The sequence below is a fragment of the Xanthobacter sp. genome (genome assembly GCF_041911315.1).
GTDB lineage: Bacteria > Pseudomonadota > Alphaproteobacteria > Rhizobiales > Xanthobacteraceae > Xanthobacter > Xanthobacter aminoxidans.
In genome coordinates, this window is record NZ_JAYRPE010000008.1 from 35,479 (window position 1) to 50,216 (window position 14,738).

17 protein-coding genes and 1 tRNA gene are annotated in these 14,738 nt (G+C 67.3%); 5 read left to right on the forward strand and 13 right to left on the reverse strand.

The genetic code is table 11. The features are described 5' to 3' along the window. Nucleotides 1-32 precede the first annotated feature (32 nt). The 6 genes from ACE3QW_RS03585 to ACE3QW_RS03610 all read right to left on the reverse strand — a co-directional run bounded on the left by ACE3QW_RS03585 (nt 33) and on the right by ACE3QW_RS03610 (nt 6,101). A complete protein-coding gene (locus ACE3QW_RS03585; RefSeq protein WP_024276995.1) occupies nt 33-827 on the reverse strand; it encodes an ABC transporter permease in 795 nt (264 codons plus the stop codon). A 2-nt stretch (nt 828-829) separates the two neighbouring features. Then, nucleotides 830-1,702 (reverse strand): ABC transporter permease, encoded by an 873-nt coding sequence (locus tag ACE3QW_RS03590; protein WP_024276994.1) that lies wholly within the window; start codon nt 1,700-1,702, stop codon nt 830-832. Nucleotides 1,703-1,822: 120 nt separating this feature from the next. Further along, on the reverse strand, nt 1,823-2,860 hold the full coding sequence (locus ACE3QW_RS03595) for an ABC transporter substrate-binding protein (protein WP_250164928.1): 1,038 nt from the start codon (nt 2,858-2,860) through the stop codon (nt 1,823-1,825). Between the two features lie 62 nt (nt 2,861-2,922). Next, complete coding sequence (locus ACE3QW_RS03600) at nt 2,923-4,227, reverse strand: NAD(P)/FAD-dependent oxidoreductase (protein ID WP_374250465.1); 1,305 nt, start codon at nt 4,225-4,227, stop codon at nt 2,923-2,925. An 18-nt stretch (nt 4,228-4,245) separates the two neighbouring features. After that, nucleotides 4,246-4,968, reverse strand: a complete 723-nt coding sequence (locus ACE3QW_RS03605; protein WP_374250466.1) for an HAD-IA family hydrolase — start codon at nt 4,966-4,968, stop codon at nt 4,246-4,248. Between the two features lie 41 nt (nt 4,969-5,009). Beyond that, on the reverse strand, nt 5,010-6,101 hold the full coding sequence (locus ACE3QW_RS03610) for an ABC transporter ATP-binding protein (RefSeq protein ID WP_374250467.1): 1,092 nt from the start codon (nt 6,099-6,101) through the stop codon (nt 5,010-5,012). Between the two features lie 219 nt (nt 6,102-6,320). Between ACE3QW_RS03610 and ACE3QW_RS03615 the strand changes: the two genes are divergently transcribed. After that, nucleotides 6,321-7,292 carry a LysR family transcriptional regulator gene (locus ACE3QW_RS03615; RefSeq protein WP_374250469.1) on the forward strand — a complete coding sequence of 324 codons (972 nt, stop codon included), beginning with the start codon at nt 6,321-6,323 and terminating at the stop codon, nt 7,290-7,292. 24 nt (nt 7,293-7,316) lie between these two features. Here ACE3QW_RS03615 and ACE3QW_RS03620 read toward each other — a convergent pair whose 3' ends face one another. The 6 genes from ACE3QW_RS03620 to ACE3QW_RS03645 all read right to left on the reverse strand — a co-directional run bounded on the left by ACE3QW_RS03620 (nt 7,317) and on the right by ACE3QW_RS03645 (nt 11,484). After that, entirely contained in the window at nt 7,317-7,670 is a 354-nt protein-coding gene (locus ACE3QW_RS03620) for an Arm DNA-binding domain-containing protein (protein ID WP_374250471.1), read from the reverse strand. 162 nt (nt 7,671-7,832) lie between these two features. Beyond that, nucleotides 7,833-7,917 (reverse strand) — tRNA-Leu (locus ACE3QW_RS03625). Nucleotides 7,918-8,051: 134 nt separating this feature from the next. Then, the gene (locus ACE3QW_RS03630; protein ID WP_374250472.1) at nt 8,052-8,822 is read right to left on the reverse strand and encodes an enoyl-CoA hydratase; all 771 of its coding nucleotides are present in this window, start codon (nt 8,820-8,822) and stop codon (nt 8,052-8,054) included. A 127-nt stretch (nt 8,823-8,949) separates the two neighbouring features. Then, on the reverse strand, nt 8,950-9,828 hold the full coding sequence (gene mutM / locus ACE3QW_RS03635; RefSeq protein ID WP_029556620.1) for a bifunctional DNA-formamidopyrimidine glycosylase/DNA-(apurinic or apyrimidinic site) lyase: 879 nt from the start codon (nt 9,826-9,828) through the stop codon (nt 8,950-8,952). A gap of 124 nt (nt 9,829-9,952) precedes the next feature. Continuing rightward, nucleotides 9,953-10,306: a DUF2200 domain-containing protein gene (locus ACE3QW_RS03640; protein WP_374250473.1), complete on the reverse strand. Its 354-nt coding sequence runs from the start codon at nt 10,304-10,306 to the stop codon at nt 9,953-9,955. Between the two features lie 11 nt (nt 10,307-10,317). After that, the gene (locus ACE3QW_RS03645; protein ID WP_374250474.1) at nt 10,318-11,484 is read right to left on the reverse strand and encodes a DNA recombination protein RmuC; all 1,167 of its coding nucleotides are present in this window, start codon (nt 11,482-11,484) and stop codon (nt 10,318-10,320) included. 100 nt (nt 11,485-11,584) lie between these two features. On the opposite strand from ACE3QW_RS03645, the gene def reads away from it, so the two are divergent. The 4 genes from def (at nt 11,585) to ACE3QW_RS03665 (ending at nt 14,311) form a co-directional block, all read left to right on the forward strand. Then, entirely contained in the window at nt 11,585-12,103 is a 519-nt protein-coding gene (gene def, locus ACE3QW_RS03650) for a peptide deformylase (protein WP_250164914.1), read from the forward strand. 37 nt (nt 12,104-12,140) lie between these two features. After that, on the forward strand, nt 12,141-13,064 hold the full coding sequence (gene fmt / locus ACE3QW_RS03655) for a methionyl-tRNA formyltransferase (protein WP_374250475.1): 924 nt from the start codon (nt 12,141-12,143) through the stop codon (nt 13,062-13,064). Between the two features lie 17 nt (nt 13,065-13,081). Next, on the forward strand, nt 13,082-13,819 hold the full coding sequence (truA, locus tag ACE3QW_RS03660; protein WP_250164912.1) for a tRNA pseudouridine(38-40) synthase TruA: 738 nt from the start codon (nt 13,082-13,084) through the stop codon (nt 13,817-13,819). A gap of 141 nt (nt 13,820-13,960) precedes the next feature. Further along, nucleotides 13,961-14,311: a hypothetical protein gene (locus ACE3QW_RS03665; RefSeq protein WP_374250476.1), complete on the forward strand. Its 351-nt coding sequence runs from the start codon at nt 13,961-13,963 to the stop codon at nt 14,309-14,311. 74 nt (nt 14,312-14,385) lie between these two features. Here the strand turns inward: ACE3QW_RS03665 and trxA are convergent, their stop codons facing one another. Continuing rightward, nucleotides 14,386-14,706 (reverse strand): thioredoxin, encoded by a 321-nt coding sequence (trxA, locus tag ACE3QW_RS03670; protein WP_024276966.1) that lies wholly within the window; start codon nt 14,704-14,706, stop codon nt 14,386-14,388. Nucleotides 14,707-14,738: the final 32 nt, after the last annotated feature.

The window sequence follows — 14,738 nt, forward strand, 5'->3', positions numbered from 1 at the left end:
CCGCAACCGCGCGGTGCGAGGCGTGCGAGATTTCAGGCGTCGGCGTTCTTCCGCGGCGCGGTGCGTGCGCTGAGGGAGACGAGGATCACCATCAGGAAGGAGATCGCGGTCAAAAGGGTGCTGATGGCGGCGATGGTCGGATCGATCTCGTCGCGCAGCGCCGTGAACATGCGCTTGGTGAGCGTCTGGTACTCGCCGCCCGAGATGAAGATGGCGACCACCGTCTCGTCCAGCGCCGAGATGAAGGCGAACAGCAGGCCCGAGATGACGCTGGGGCGGATCTGCGGCAACGTCACGATGAAGAAGGTGCGCAGCCGGTTCATGCCGAGACTGCGCGAGACCATCTCCTGCGCCGGATCGAACTTCCTGAGGCCCGTCAGCACCGAGATGATGACGAACGGCAGGCCGAGCATGACGTTGGCGAGGATGAGGCCGCTCATGGTCGCGAGCAGGCCCACATTGGCATAGACGAGAAACACGCCGACGGCCGTGATCACGATCGGCACCACGAGGGGCAGGAGCAGCACCACCTGCAGGCTGCGCACCAGGCGCGACGTGCTGAGATTCAAAGCGTAGGCCGCCGCCGTTCCAAGCACGGTCGCGATGATCGCGCTCGACACGGCGAGGATCAGGCTGACCCGCGTCGCCTGCATCCAGGCGGCGCTTTCGAGATAGGCCTCGTACCAGCGCAGCGACCAGGAGGGCGGCGGGAAGGCAAGGAAGCGGGCGCCCGAGAAGGACATGGGCACGATGATGAGGACGGGGACCATCAGCCAGACCAGGATGAGGCCCACCGCCACGTAAAGGATGATGCGGGAGAGGGACATGATCAGCGCGCCCCCATGATGCGTTCGAACGGGATGATGAGGCTCGCCAGCCGGAAGACGAGGAACACGCAGGCGAGCAGCACGATGCTGATGGAAGAGGCGGCGCCCCACTCGTTGTAAACCTCGATGTTCCGCGAGACGAGCATGGAGACCATGTAGGTCCGCCCGCCGCCGAGCAGTTCCGGGGTGATGTAGAAGCCGAGCGTCAGCACGAAGACGAGGACCATGCCAGCCACGACGCCGGGCAGCGACAAAGGCAGGAACACCCGCGTGAAGACGTAGAAGGGCGTGCCGCCGAGGCTCGCGCCGGCCATGGTGAGTTCGGCCGGAATCTTCTGCATGGTGGCGTAGAGCGGCAGCACCATGAAGGGCAGGAGGATGTGCACCGTCGCGATCACGGTACCCAGCTCGTTGTTGACGAGCGCGAGAGGGTTCTGGATCAGCCCGAAGTCGGTCAGCACCGAGTTCACGAGGCCGCGCCGTTGCAGCAGGATCAGCCAGGCGTAGGCCCGCACCAGCACGCTGGTCCAGAACGGCAGGATGACCATCGCGAGGATGAAGATGCTCCATCGCCGCGATGCGCCGGCCGCCACATAGGCGATGGGATAGCCGAGCAGCACGGTCGCCGCGGTGACGATGAAGGCGATGCGGAAGGTCTGCAGGAAGGTCGTCCAGTAGACGGCATCACTGAAGAACCGCGCATAGTGCGCCAGCGTGAAGGCGCCATCCTGCCGCACCGACTGCCAGACCAGCCAGCACAGCGGCACGATCAGCAGGCATCCCACCACGGCAAGCGAGGGTGCGAGCAGCAGCAGGACGAGGCGCTGTTCCCCCCTCTTGTGGGCAAGCGACGGATCGGTTGACGAGGCCGACATGGCGGGCTCCTGGAGCAGGCTTGCGGGTCGGGCCGGCCCGCAACACGGCGGACTCGGCAGCGCGGGAGGGATCGCTTCACCCCACCTCGGGCAGGGGAAGCCATCCGGCGGCCCGCGGGCTTATTTCTGGACGAAGCCCGCCCAGCGCTTGATGGCGTCTTCGCCGGCGGGCGAGGCCCACCAGGCCTGCGACACCAGCACCTGCTTGGCCGCATTCTCCGGCGCGCTCGGCATCTGGGCCGTGCGCTCGGGCGAGATCTTGCCGGTGGCATAGGCGGCCGGGTTGCCCGGGCCGTAGTCGATGTAGGCGGGGAAGTTCGCCTGGATATCAGGCGTCATGGCGGCGTTCACGAACTTGTAGGCGGTCTCGAGGTTGGGCGCGCCCTTCACGATGCACAAAGAGGTTTCCTGAAGCAGGCCCTGGTTGAAGGTGAAGCTCACCGGAGCGCCTTCCTTCATCACCGCGGCGACGCGGCCGTTCCAGGCCATCTCCATGTCGATCTCGCCATCCGCCAGAAGCTGCGCCGACTGGGCACCGGAGGTCCACCACACCGTGATGTTCGGCTTGATCTGCTCCAGCTTCTTGAAGGCCCGGTCCACATCGAGCGGATAGAGCTTGTCGGCCGGTACACCGTCCGCGAGCAAGGCGGCTTCCATGGTCGCCTGCGGATGGTTGCGCAAGGCACGGGTGCCGGGGAAGGCCTTCACGTCCCAGAAGTCGGCCCAGGTCTGCGGCGCCTTGCTGGCGAACTTCTTCTTGTTGTAGGCGAGGACCGAAGAATAAAACTCGTAGGCCACCGAATAGGGCGTCTTGTACTGCGCCGGCATGGACGCCGCGTTGGGAAGCTTGGAGAAGTCGAGCTTCTCCACCATGCCCTGGTCGCCGCCGCGGACGCAGATGGTGGTCGGCGCGTCGATGACGTCCCAGATGGGCTTGCCGGTGGCGGCCTGCGTCTTCAGGACCGGCCATGCATCCGGGGCGCTGTCCTGGTTGATGGTGATGCCGAGCAGCTTGGCGGCGGGGTTGAGGATGGCCTTGGTCTGGGCCTCCTGATACGCGCCGCCCTGCGAGACGAAAGTGATCTGCTCTGCGGAGGCCGTCGCCACCGACAGGGCCAGCGCCGCGGTCATCACCGGGATCGAGACTGAAAAGCGCATGCCTTTTCTCCTCTTGGCCGCTTCGGGCCCTTGCCTTCTGGAAGCTGTCTGCTCGTCCGCCGTCATCTCCCGATGGCGTCGAGGAATTGATAGGCCCCTGCAACCAGCCGCACCGCCGGCTCGCGCAGGGCATAGAATGGAATGGGGTGGAGCGGCTGCCGGGTGATGAGGCCGAGATCCGGCTGGCGCCCCGTCACCAGGTCCGCCACATGCCGTCCGATGCCGGAGGCCAGCGCGACGCCGGTGCCGTTGTAGCCCACGCTATAGACCACCCGGTCGTCGAGGCGTCCGAGATGGGGGAGGCTGTCCAGCGTCATGGCGACGAGGCCGGACCAGCGGTGCGTCACCTTGACCTGAGCAAGCTCGGGGAACTGCCGCACCATCGCCTGTTCCAGCGCGGTGAACGCGCTCTCCCGGTCGGTCTTGCCGAAGGCGCCGCGACCGCCGTAGAGCAGGCGATCGCCCGCCTTGCGAAACCAGCGCATCATGCGCCGCGTCTCGGTATAGCTCCGCCCGGTGCGCAGCAGATGGGCGCCGGGCGTGCCGGTGAGCGGCTCGGTGGCGATCATGGCGGAACGGAACGGGATGATGGAGGTGCGCACACGCGCCGTGGCGGGCGTCAGGTCCGAATAGGAATTGGTGGCGATCACCACCTGCCGCGCGGTGATGCGCGCCGCCGGCGTCTCGATCACCACGCCCGCCCCCTCGCGGCGCAGGCTCATGACCGGCGAGCGCTCATAGACGCAAATCCCCGCCGCCTTGAGACCGGCGGCGAGGCCCAGCACGTAGTTGAGCGGGTGGATGATCCCGCCATGGGTGTTCAGCATGCCGCCGGTGAAGCCATGCGAGCCCGTCTCCGCCGCGACCTCTTCTGCGCTCAGGATGGAGATCGCCGTGTCGCCGAGCGCGCTGCGCAGCCACTCCGCTTCGGTCCTGAGCTGTTCGAGCGTATGCGCATTGTGGGCGCAGCGCAGCGAGCCGGTGGGCTGGTAGTCCGCCCCCGCGATGCCAAGCTCCGCGATGATCTCGCCCACATGCGCGATGGCCTCAAGCCCGAGATCGTGCATCCGGCGGGCCGTGTCGATGCCATGCCGGCTGGCGATGTCGCGGAAGCCGAGCCGGAACTTGCCGGAGACCACGCCGCCGTTGCGCCCGCTCGCGCCCCAGCCGATGCCGTTGGCCTCCAGCACCACCGGCGACAGGCCGGCCTTGGCCAGATAGTGAGCGGTGGTGAGGCCGGTATAGCCGCCACCGATCACAGCCACGTCGAAGCTCTGGTCCCCGCCCGCGCTCGCAAATGTGGGACGCGCGACCGAAGTCGCCTGCCACAGCGAGGGGATGTCGGTCGGGAGCGCGGGGGTGACCATGAGGTTCTGCCTTCTCGCTCAGGCGGCCACGCGGGACGTGTCGAGCTCCGCATCCACGGCATCGGCGAGCTGCTTCAGCGTGGAGAAATGGAAGTCGGGCTTGGTCAGCGCCTTCGGGTCGGGCGTGCCGCCGAAGCCCTTCAGGCCCTGGCGCCGCTCGATCCAGCAGGTGGTGTAGCCCTCGGCCTTGGCGACGCCGATGTCGTGATACTGGCTCTGCGCCACGTGCAGGATTTCCGACTGACGGAAGCCGTGTGCGGACTGGCGCCCCTTGTTGAAGGCGAAGAAGCGCGGATCCGGCTTGGCGCAGCCCGTCTCGTCGCAGGTCACGCTGTCGTGGAAGGGGTTCTCAAGGGTCGCCGAATAGGCCGAGAAGGCGGTCCGGTCGGCATTGGTCATGGCGACCAGGCGGAAGTTCTTGCGCAGGCGGCGCAGCGCCTCCACCGAATCCGCAAAGGCCGGCCAGCGCAGCACGGCGAGCTGAAAGGCCTCGGCGGTGGCTTCGTCGTTCTGGAAGCCCCGTTCGGCGGCGAGGGACAGATAGACGTCCTTCATGGCGAAGGAGGAGCGGCCATAGAACTTGTCGCGACCGCGCTTGTAGGGCTCGAAGATGTCGTCGTCGCTGGCGGCCGCGGCCTTCGGGCCGCCCAGCGCGCGCACGGCGTTCAGGACACCCGTCTCGAAGTCGATGAGCGTGCCGACCACGTCGAACGTCAGGACCTTGAACTGAGAGAGCTGCATTTTACGCTTTCCTTGTGGATGTCGAATTCGGGAGCGGGGAGTCAGGGCGCCTGAGGCACCACGATGGTGTCGTCGGGATGCAGCCGGACGGCGATGCGTTCGCCCGGCGCCTTCATGCGGGAGCGGTTTTCGTGATTGCTCGGCACCCGCAGGCTCAGGCGGGCGCCGTGGTCCAGATCCACGAAGATGCGCACGCTCTCGCCCTGGTAGAGCGTTTCCGATACCGTGCCGGAGAGGATGTTCGCGGTGGTGTCTCCGCCGTCCTGCACCACCGTGAGCTTCTCGGAGTGCACGGCCAGGAACAGCTTCAAATTGTGCGGGATCGGCCGCGCCGAGACGATGCGGGTGCCGCCGAGGTCCACCGAATTGTCATCGATGCGCGACACCGGCAAAAGCGTCGCCTCGCCGATGAAGCCGGCCACAAAGGAATCCACCGGATGGTCGTGCAGCCGCTCCGGCGCATCCACCTGGACCACACGCCCCTTGTTCATGATGGCGATGCGGTCGCTCATGGTGAGCGCCTCGCGCTGGTCGTGCGTCACGTAGATGATGGTGGCGGCAAGCTTGCGGTGCAGATGCTTGAGCTCGATCTGCATGGTCTCGCGCAACTGCTTGTCGAGGGCCGAAAGCGGCTCGTCCATCAGGATGAGCCGCGGCTCGAAGATCATCGCCCGGGCGAGCGCGACGCGCTGGCGCTGGCCACCGGACAGTTCGTGGATCTTGCGGTCGCCGAACCCGCCCAGCTCCGTCATTTCCAGCGCCGCCTTCAGCTTCGCCGGCCATTCGGACTTCGGCATGCGGCGGGCGCGGAGCGGAAAGGTCACGTTCTCGGCGACGGTCATGTGCGGGAAGAGCGCGTAATTCTGGAACACGATGCCGATGTCGCGCTTGTGCGGCGGGGCGAACGTGATGTCCCGCTCACCCAGGAAGACCGACCCGGAGGACGGCTGGACGAAGCCGCCGAGAATGCCCAGCAACGTCGTCTTGCCAGACCCTGAGGGGCCAAGCACGGAGACGAACTCGCCGGGCGCCACCTCAAGACTCACGTCGTTGAGGGCGCAGAACCCGGCGTAGTGTTTGGTGGCGTTCCGGATGGATACGCCAACGGTTCCGGAAGATGCAGGCCTGTTCATCTCGCCCCGCTCTGGAAAGCAACGCGGCAACGTTACATCGCATGTGCCACTGGACGAAAAAGCCCGTGCGCTGGCGCGGGCCGATCCGCGATCGCGATGCCGTTCCCCTGTGTCTCTGGCTTTTATCGGCCCTTGTTGGGCCTTCGTTGCGGCTAAGAAGACCAATCTTGCGCACCGGGTTCAATTGAAAAAAAATCCCGGCTAAGTTACATTATGTAAATGCGCAAAATCCGCCTCGCCCTGCCGTCCATGAATGGCTTCTTCACCTTCGAGGCGGCGGCCCGCTGCGGCAGCTTCGCCCGCGCCGCCGGGGAGCTGAACGTCACGCCGGCCGCCGTCAGCCGCATGATCGGCCGGCTTGAGGACCACATCGGAACCACGCTGTTCAACCGCCTGCCCGGCGGCGTGACGCTCACCGAGCCTGGGCTCATTCTCTACGAAGCCATCTCGCGGGGATTTTCCGGCATCGAGCACGCGCTGCGCGAAATCGAGGACCGCAATGCCGGCGTGGATACCGTGACGCTCTCGGTCTCGACCGGGTTCACCACCCACTGGATCATGCCGCGGATGGCGGAACTGAAGCGGACCTTCCCGACGGTGGAGCTTCGGTTCGAACTCATCATGTCCGCCTTGACCGGGCCGGTCACCGACGTCGACCTCGGCATGCGCTTCGTGAACGGACCGGACGAGCGGCACGAGGCGGCCTACATCATGCCCGAGATTCTCCTGCCCATCTGCAGTCCCGGCTACAGCGACGCGCACCGGGGCCCGACGAAGTCCACGGAGGAAACCCTCATCTTCCTGAGCGAGGCGCAGCCGAACTGGTCGCACCTCTTCTTTCCGGAGGACCCGAGCTCGCCCGTCAATTCAATGATCTTCTCGGACTACGCCATCGTCGTGCAGGCTGCCCTGCTGGGTCAGGGCGTGGCGCTGGGCTGGCTGAACGTGATCTGCCACTGGCTGCGCAACAAGATGCTCATCCCCGCGAGCCCGCGCCTCATGACCACCGGGCGGCACTGCCAGTTCGTGCGGTCGCGCGACAAGGCCACGCGCGCGATCGTCACCGAGGTGCGGGACTGGATCATCGCGCGCATCCAGGAAGACATCGCCGTGGTCACGGAACTCCATCCGGAACTCGGCCTCGACGCGGTGCTGGATCAAGGCGCGCGTCAGGGCGCGTCCAGGAGCTGATGCGATCTGGGCAGCCCCGGATTTTTAGGTGGGGGGCTCATAAGGCCGAACCCCAGATACGCGCTGCGGCGAGCTTGAGAGTGGCAAGGACGGCGCCGCCATCGCATCCTCCCATGACGGCCTCTCGCGGGCGGAGGGGTCGGCGCCGTCTATGATCGCCTTCTTGGCGAAGTCGCGCCGCTCCCGCGCCTTGGCAAGCGTCACATCGGGATAGGGGCCTATGGCGAGGAGCTTCTCCTTGCCCTCGATGCGGTACTTCAACCGCCAGAGGCGGGAGCCCGTTGGGTTCACCAGGAGATAGAGACCACCACCGTCCGCCAGCTTATAGGGCTTGTCGCCGGCCTTGGCCGCGCGGATGGCGGTGTCGGTCAGGGGCATAGAGGGCGCCCTCAATGGGGGGACGTTTCCGATACCCCCAAATCCCCCCAAATTTGCCGGCTGCCAACGGATACCTCCAGACACCCCCGGAACCTGCTGGACCGGAGAATTGAGTGTTTGTAAGGGTTTTCTGAGCTTTTGGGACTTACCCGGAAGGGTAAATGGTGCCCAGGAGAGGACTCGAACCTCCACGGCTTTCACCACTGGTACCTGAAACCAGCGCGTCTACCAATTCCGCCACCTGGGCCCCGTCCGGTTGGGGCCGGATCGGAGCGCGACACATAGAGGGGGTGCGGCTTGCTTGTCAACACGCTCCTTGCGCTCTGTCGCGGAAAGATGGGGAAGGCGGGTGCGGCCGGTGGGGCGGCACCCGCGTCTGCGTCAGCCCTTGAAGTTGGGCGGGCGCTTTTCGATGAAGGCGCTCATGCCTTCCTGCTGGTGGGCGAGGCCGAACTGGGACTGGAACACCCGGCGCTCGAAGCGGATGCCCTCGGCGAGGGAGGTCTCGTAGGAGCGGTTCACCGCCTCCTTGGTCTGCATGGCGATCGGCAGCGACATGCCGGCGATGACCTTGGCCACCTTCAGCGCCTCGGTCATCAGCTCGGCGGCGGGAATGATGCGCGAGACGAGGCCGGAGCGCTCGGCTTCCACGGCATCCATCAGCCGGCCGGTGAGGCACATTTCCATGGCCTTCGACTTGCCGACGAAGCGCGTGAGGCGCTGGGTGCCGCCCGAGCCGGGCATGACGCCGAGCTTGATCTCCGGCTGGCCGAATTTCGCCGTGTCGGCGGCGAGGATGAAGTCGCACATCATGGCCAGCTCGCAGCCGCCGCCCAGGGCGAAGCCGGCTACCGCCGCGATCACCGGCTTGCGGGTGCGCGAGAGGCGCTCCCAGGAGGTGATGTAGTCGTCGAGATACGTGTCCGGATAGGTGAAGCTCTGCATCGCCTTGATGTCGGCGCCGGCGGCGAAGGCCTTCTCCGAGCCGGTGAGGATGATGCAGCCGATGGCGCGGTCGTGCTCCAGAACGTCGAGGGCGGCGTTCAACTCGTTGATGAGCTGGGCGTTGAGCGCGTTGAGCGCCTGCGGGCGGTTCAGCCGGATGATGCCGACCCGCTCGTCCACCTCCAACAGGATCGTCTCGTAAGCCATCCTCGTCTCCTCCTGAGCCGGCGTGACGCCGGTCGATATCCTGCGCCGCGCGCGCGGAACCGTGCTCTAGCGCTTCCGCGCCGGCATGCGAAGTGGCAGCCTCGCACAGCGGCCGTGCGGGGCTGCGCTATCTCTGGCAGACCGGGCAGTAGAAGGTGGAGCGCCCGCCTTGCACGATGCGCTGGACGATGCCCTTGCAGTGCCGGGTGCGGCAGGGTTCGCCCTCGCGGTCGTAGACGCGGAAGGTGTGCTGGAAATAGCCGAGCTCGCCGCTCACCTGCTTGTGGTCGCGCAGTGAGGAGCCGCCGGCCTGGATGGCCTCGCGCAGCACGTCGCGAATGGCGGTGACGAGACGCTCGACCCGCGGCGTCGGCTTGCCGTCCTTCGTGACGATGGTGTGGGCGAGGCGGCGCGGCGAGAGGCCGGCGCGGAACAGGGCCTCGCAGACATAGATGTTGCCGAGGCCCGCCACCAGCTTCTGGTCCAGCAGCGCGGCCTTCAGCGACGTCTTGCGGCGCGCGAACGCGCCCGCGAGATAGTCGGCATGGAAGGCGTTGCCCAGCGGCTCCGGGCCGAGGCCCGCCAGAAGCGGATGGCTCTCCAGCCGGTCGTAGGGGACGATCAGGATGGCGCCGAAGCGGCGCGGATCGTTGAAGGTCACGGTGGTGCCGCCGGCGAGGTGCAGCACCACATGGTCGTGCGGCCCGGCGGCGGCGCGGGGATAATGGAACGCCCCCGGGCGGAGCGCCTTTTCGCCCTCCACCCGGATGGAGCCGGACATGCCGAGGTGCAGGATCATCACCTCGCCGCCGTCGAGGTCGGCGAGCAGGTATTTGGCGCGGCGGCCGATGGCCTCCACGCGGCGGCCGGCCAGGCGTTCGGCGAAGTTCTCCGGCAGCGGCCAGCGCAGGTCCGGGCGGCGCGCCTCGGCGCTTTCGATCACGGCGCCCTGTAAGACGGGCATCAGGCCGCGGCGGACGGTTTCCACCTCGGGCAGTTCGGGCATTTCGTCCTTAAAGGTCACGGGCGCGCCCCAACCGGCGCGCGATTCATCTCAGGCGTCAGCATCCCGCCTCGCAGGCCGCCGCGCAAGATGCCGCAGCCCCCGACCGGGGCCGCATCAACAGGCCTCAGCCCTCGCGCAGGATCTTCTCCAGCGGCCGCCCGCGCGCCAGTTCGTCGATCAACTTATCGAGATACCTTATCTCCCGCATGGTCGGCTCGGCGACCTCCTCCACCCGCACGCCGCAGACCACGCCCGTGATGAGCGCGCGGGCGGGATTCGGCGCGGGCGCCCCGGCGAAGAAGGTCTCGAAATCGGTCTTTCCGGCCAGAACGGCGCGCAGCTCGGCGTCGGAATAGCCGGTCAGCCAGCGGATCACCGCGTCCACCTCCGCCGGCGTGCGCCCCTTGCGCTCGGCCTTGGCGACATAGAGCGGATAGACGCTGGCGAAGCTGGTGGTGGTGATGCGGTGCTTCGGCATGGCGCCGGCCCTCACTTGGGCGGCGGGGAGGGCGGCGGGGAGGACGCCGGACCGGGGGTGTCGAAGTCGAGCTGCTCCAGCCTCAGCCCGCGCCGGGCGATTTTGTCGGCGGAGATGATGACGCGCTGAACGTCGTCACCCACCTGCGCGAAATGCTTCGCGAGGTCTCCCACGCGCTCGCGCAGGCGGCTCACGTCCTCCACCAGGGCACCGACCTCGGCGCGCACGCGGTCCGCCTCCTCGCGCATGCGGGCGTCCTTGGCGATGGCCTGCACCACCTGCACGGCCAGCATCAGGAGCGATGGCGACACCAGCACCACGCGCTGGCGATAGGCCTCCTGCACCACGCCGTCGAAATGCTCGCTGATCTCGGCATAGACGGATTCGGACGGCACGAAGATGAGCGCTACGTCCTGCGTCTCGCCGGGGATGAAGTAGCGCTCGGCCACGTCATAGACGTGCTTCAAGAGATCGTTGCGCAGGCGCTGGCCTGCGGCCTTGCGATGCTCGGCGGATGGCGCCTCGCGGAAGGCGGTGACGGCCTCCAGCGGGAATTTGGAGTCGATGAGCAGCGGGCGCGCATCCCCCGGCAGGAAGATGGCGCAGTCCGGCCGCTTGCCGTTGGAGAGGGTGTACTGGAAGGCGAAGCTGCCGCGCGGCAAACCATCGGAGACGATGGCCTCCATCCGCGCCTGCCCGAAGGCGCCGCGCGCCTGCTTGTTGGCCAGCGTCTCGCGCAGGGAGACCACCTGCGCGGACAGATCGCCGAGCGTGCGCTCGGCCGTCTCCACCATCACGAGACGCTCGGCGATGCGCGTCAGGCTCTCATGGGTGGCGCGGGCGGCAGTGGAGAGCGTCTCCCCCAGCCGGTGGGAGGTCTGGTCGAGCCGGTCGGAGACGGCGCGGGCCAGCTCGCTCTGCCTCTGGGCGAGGATCTCCGTCATGCTCTGCACGCGGCCGGCGGTCTCGGACTGGACGCGGACCAGCTCGCGCAGGCGGCGGTCCATCTCGTCCCGCCGGAGTGCTTCCTCAGCGACCGCGGCGGCGCGCGCCCGCGACTGGCGCACGAGGCTCACCAGCACCAGAAACAGCAGCAGCGCCAGCACCGCCGCGGCGACCGCAGCCGCCTCGGCCACGGTGAAGGGCCGCCCGCCGAAGGTGAACAGCACAACCGGCATGCCTTGCTCTTGCGTGAACCTTCTCTTCTTACGTGATTCTCTCATCTGAACAAACGGCGAACATGTTGACCTATGCGGCAGCTTCGCTTATCTCGCTCGAATGACGATCCGGCCCATCCTCATCATCCCCGAGCCCAAGCTGCGCACGCTTTCCACCCCGGTCGAGAAGATCGACAACGAGGTGCGCAAGCTGGTGGAGGACATGTTCGAGACCATGTACGACGCCCCCGGCATCGGGCTGGCGGCCATACAGGTGGGCGTGCAGCGCCGCGTCATCACCATCGATGTCGCGCGCGACGGCGAGAACAAGAAGCCCATCGCCCTCATCAATCCGGAAATCATCGCCGCCTCGGAAGAGACCTCCGTCTACAGCGAGGGCTGCCTCTCCATCCCCGAATATTACGAGGAGGTGGAGCGCCCGGCGAAGGTGGCGGTGCGCTTTATGGACGTGGAGGGCAAGACGCGGGAGGTGGAGGCCGAGGGCCTGTTCGCCACCTGCGTGCAGCACGAGATCGACCATCTCAACGGCGTGCTCTTCATCGATCACATCTCCAAGCTGAAGCGCGACCGCGTCATCAAGAAATTCACCAAGCAGGCGAAGCACAAGGCCGAGGCCTGATCCCGCCGCGGCGGGAGATCACGGGACACGAGGGTCCATGCGCATCGTCTTCATGGGTACGCCGGATTTCGCCGTGCCCACCCTCTCGGAGATCGTCGGGCGCGGCCACGAGGTGGTGGCGGTCTATACCCGCGCCCCGGCCCCGGCCGGTCGCCGCGGGCTCGACCTCACCCCCTCCCCCGTCCATGCGGTGGCCGAGCGCTTCGGCCTGCCGGTGTTCACGCCCAGGAGCCTGAAGGGCGAAGAAGCAGCGGACGCCTTCCGCGCCCATGAGGCGGACGTGGCGGTGGTGGTGGCCTATGGCCTCATCCTGCCGCAGGCCATCCTCGACGCGCCGCGCCTCGGCTGCCTGAACCTGCACGGCTCCCTGCTGCCGCGCTGGCGCGGCGCCGCGCCGATCCAGCGGGCCATCATGGCCGGCGACACGGAGACCGGCGTCGCGGTGATGCAGATGGAAGCGGGGCTGGACACCGGCCCCGTGGGCCTCGTGGAGCGCATCCCCATCGGCCCGGACATGACCGCCGGCGAATTGCACGATCGGATGATGGTGATCGGCGCCGACCTCATGGGCCGGGCGCTGGCGGCGCTGGAGCGCGGCGGCCTCGGCTTCACGCCCCAGCCGGCAACCGGCGTGGAATATGCCGCCAAGATCGAGAAGGCGGAGACCCGGATCGACTGGTCAAAGCCCGCCCAGGAGGTGCACGACCGCATCCGCGGCCTCTCCCCCTTCCCCGGCGCGTGGTTTCCCTTCGGACCGGAGGAGGCGCGGGTGAAGGTGCTGCGCTCGACTCTGGCGGAGGGCTCCGCAGCACCCGGCACGGTACTTGACGACCACCTCACCATCGCCTGCGGTGCGGGCGCGGTGCGGCTCGTCGAACTGCAGAAGGCCGGCAAGCAGCCCATGGGGGCGGAGACGTTCCTGAGGGGCAATGCCGTCCCGCCCGGAAGCCGGCTCGCCTGAGGGCGGCCAGACCCGCCATGCCCCGCTACAAGCTCACCATCGAATATGACGGCACCCCCTTCGCCGGCTGGCAGATGCAGGCGGAGCTGCCCACCGTGCAGGGTGTGCTGGCCGAAGCCTTTCAGCGTTTCTGCGGGGAAAAGGTGACGGTAGCGGGCGCCGGGCGCACCGATGCCGGCGTCCATGCCACCGGGCAGGTGGCCCATGTGGATCTGTCGAAGGACTGGCGCACGGATACGGTGCGCGACGCCATGACAGCCCAGCTTCGGCCCCATCCGGTGGCGGTGCTCTCCGCCGAGCTTGTCCCGGACAGCTTCGACGCCCGCTTCTCCGCCACCAAGCGGCACTACCTCTACCGCATCGTCAATCGGCGACCCGACCTCGCGCTGGACCGCGACCGGGCGTGGCGCATCCCGCAGAAGCTGGACGCGGAGGCCATGCACGCCGCCGCCCAGCGCCTGCTGGGAAAGCACGATTTCTCCACCTTCCGCGCCGCCGAGTGCCAGGCCGCCTCGCCCGTGAAGACGCTGGACCAGCTGGACGTGTCCCGCCACGGCGACGAAATCCGCGTCGTCACCTCGGCCCGGTCCTTCCTGCACCATCAGGTGCGCTCAATGGTGGGCTCGCTGATGCGGGTGGGGGAAGGCCGCTGGAGCGCGGACGATCTCGCCGCAGCCCTCGCCGCCGCCGATCGCACCCGCTGCGGCCCCATGGCCCCGGCGGCGGGGCTCTATCTCGCCGCCGTCAGCTATTGAGGCGCTCGGTTCCGCCAGCTTGAGCCTTGCTGTGGGTAACATCCTGGTGACGTTCACGACGTCGCAGGTTGGAACGGTCGGGCACCCCTGAGCATTTCCACTGGGAAGACACCTCAGGGGCGATAGAGGACAACGGGTCCGATGTTCAGTTTCCGTATGCCGCGCTGGCAGCCCGCGCGCCGCCGCGTCCCCCTCTCCCTCGCCCATCTGGTCGCCCGCGCCGTGCCGGGTGCGCCGTGCGGCTGGGTCTTTTTCGACGGCAGTGAAACCCGGATCGATACGCAGGAGGGTGAGGCGGTCATCGTCCCCGGCGGCGCTTTCTTCCCCCGCGAGGCGCATCGCTTCGCCAACGAGGGCGAGGCGCAGGCCGAGGCGGCCCGGCTCAACGATGCCAGCCTCTGCCTTGACCGCCCATGGCGGGTACGCCCTGCCTCCGCGTTCACGGTGGAGCGCGTCTCCTCCTCAGGGAAAATGCTCGCACGCCACGGCTGAGGCCTGTTCACCCCCACACAAAAACAAAAAAGCCCCCGAATCGGGGGCTTTTTCATATTCGGCGGAGTCGAAGATCAGATCGAGCCGTTGATCCACTGCACCAGCTTGGCCTTGGGGGCGGCGCCCACCTGGCGGGAGGCGATCTTGCCATCCTTGAACAGGAGCAGGGTCGGGATGGACATGATGCCGTACTTAGATGCCGTCTGCGGATTCTCGTCCACGTTCAGCTTCACGATGCGGACCTTCTCGCCCAGCTCGCCGGAGACTTCCTCCAGAATGGGGGCAACCATGCGGCAGGGGCCGCACCACTCCGCCCAGAAGTCGACGATGACCGGCGCGCTGGACTTCAGCACGTCCTGATCGAAATTCTGATCGGAAACCTTCTCGACGGCCATGACATACCTCGTAGGGCAGAACGGGGAGAACC

Bases quoted from the DNA above. Each gene is read 5' to 3' on its own strand.
- ACE3QW_RS03585 (WP_024276995.1), bottom strand. From the start codon at position 827: ATGTCCCTCTCCCGCATCATCCTTTACGTGGCGGTGGGCCTCATCCTG.
- ACE3QW_RS03590 (WP_024276994.1), bottom strand. From the start codon at position 1,702: ATGTCGGCCTCGTCAACCGATCCGTCGCTTGCCCACAAGAGGGGGGAA.
- ACE3QW_RS03595 (WP_250164928.1), bottom strand. From the start codon at position 2,860: ATGCGCTTTTCAGTCTCGATCCCGGTGATGACCGCGGCGCTGGCCCTG.
- ACE3QW_RS03600 (WP_374250465.1), bottom strand. From the start codon at position 4,227: ATGGTCACCCCCGCGCTCCCGACCGACATCCCCTCGCTGTGGCAGGCG.
- ACE3QW_RS03605 (WP_374250466.1), bottom strand. From the start codon at position 4,968: ATGCAGCTCTCTCAGTTCAAGGTCCTGACGTTCGACGTGGTCGGCACG.
- ACE3QW_RS03610 (WP_374250467.1), bottom strand. From the start codon at position 6,101: ATGAACAGGCCTGCATCTTCCGGAACCGTTGGCGTATCCATCCGGAAC.
- ACE3QW_RS03615 (WP_374250469.1), top strand. From the start codon at position 6,321: ATGCGCAAAATCCGCCTCGCCCTGCCGTCCATGAATGGCTTCTTCACC.
- ACE3QW_RS03620 (WP_374250471.1), bottom strand. From the start codon at position 7,670: ATGCCCCTGACCGACACCGCCATCCGCGCGGCCAAGGCCGGCGACAAG.
- ACE3QW_RS03630 (WP_374250472.1), bottom strand. From the start codon at position 8,822: ATGGCTTACGAGACGATCCTGTTGGAGGTGGACGAGCGGGTCGGCATC.
- mutM (WP_029556620.1), bottom strand. From the start codon at position 9,828: ATGCCCGAACTGCCCGAGGTGGAAACCGTCCGCCGCGGCCTGATGCCC.
- ACE3QW_RS03640 (WP_374250473.1), bottom strand. From the start codon at position 10,306: ATGCCGAAGCACCGCATCACCACCACCAGCTTCGCCAGCGTCTATCCG.
- ACE3QW_RS03645 (WP_374250474.1), bottom strand. From the start codon at position 11,484: ATGCCGGTTGTGCTGTTCACCTTCGGCGGGCGGCCCTTCACCGTGGCC.
- def (WP_250164914.1), top strand. From the start codon at position 11,585: ATGACGATCCGGCCCATCCTCATCATCCCCGAGCCCAAGCTGCGCACG.
- fmt (WP_374250475.1), top strand. From the start codon at position 12,141: ATGCGCATCGTCTTCATGGGTACGCCGGATTTCGCCGTGCCCACCCTC.
- truA (WP_250164912.1), top strand. From the start codon at position 13,082: ATGCCCCGCTACAAGCTCACCATCGAATATGACGGCACCCCCTTCGCC.
- ACE3QW_RS03665 (WP_374250476.1), top strand. From the start codon at position 13,961: ATGTTCAGTTTCCGTATGCCGCGCTGGCAGCCCGCGCGCCGCCGCGTC.
- trxA (WP_024276966.1), bottom strand. From the start codon at position 14,706: ATGGCCGTCGAGAAGGTTTCCGATCAGAATTTCGATCAGGACGTGCTG.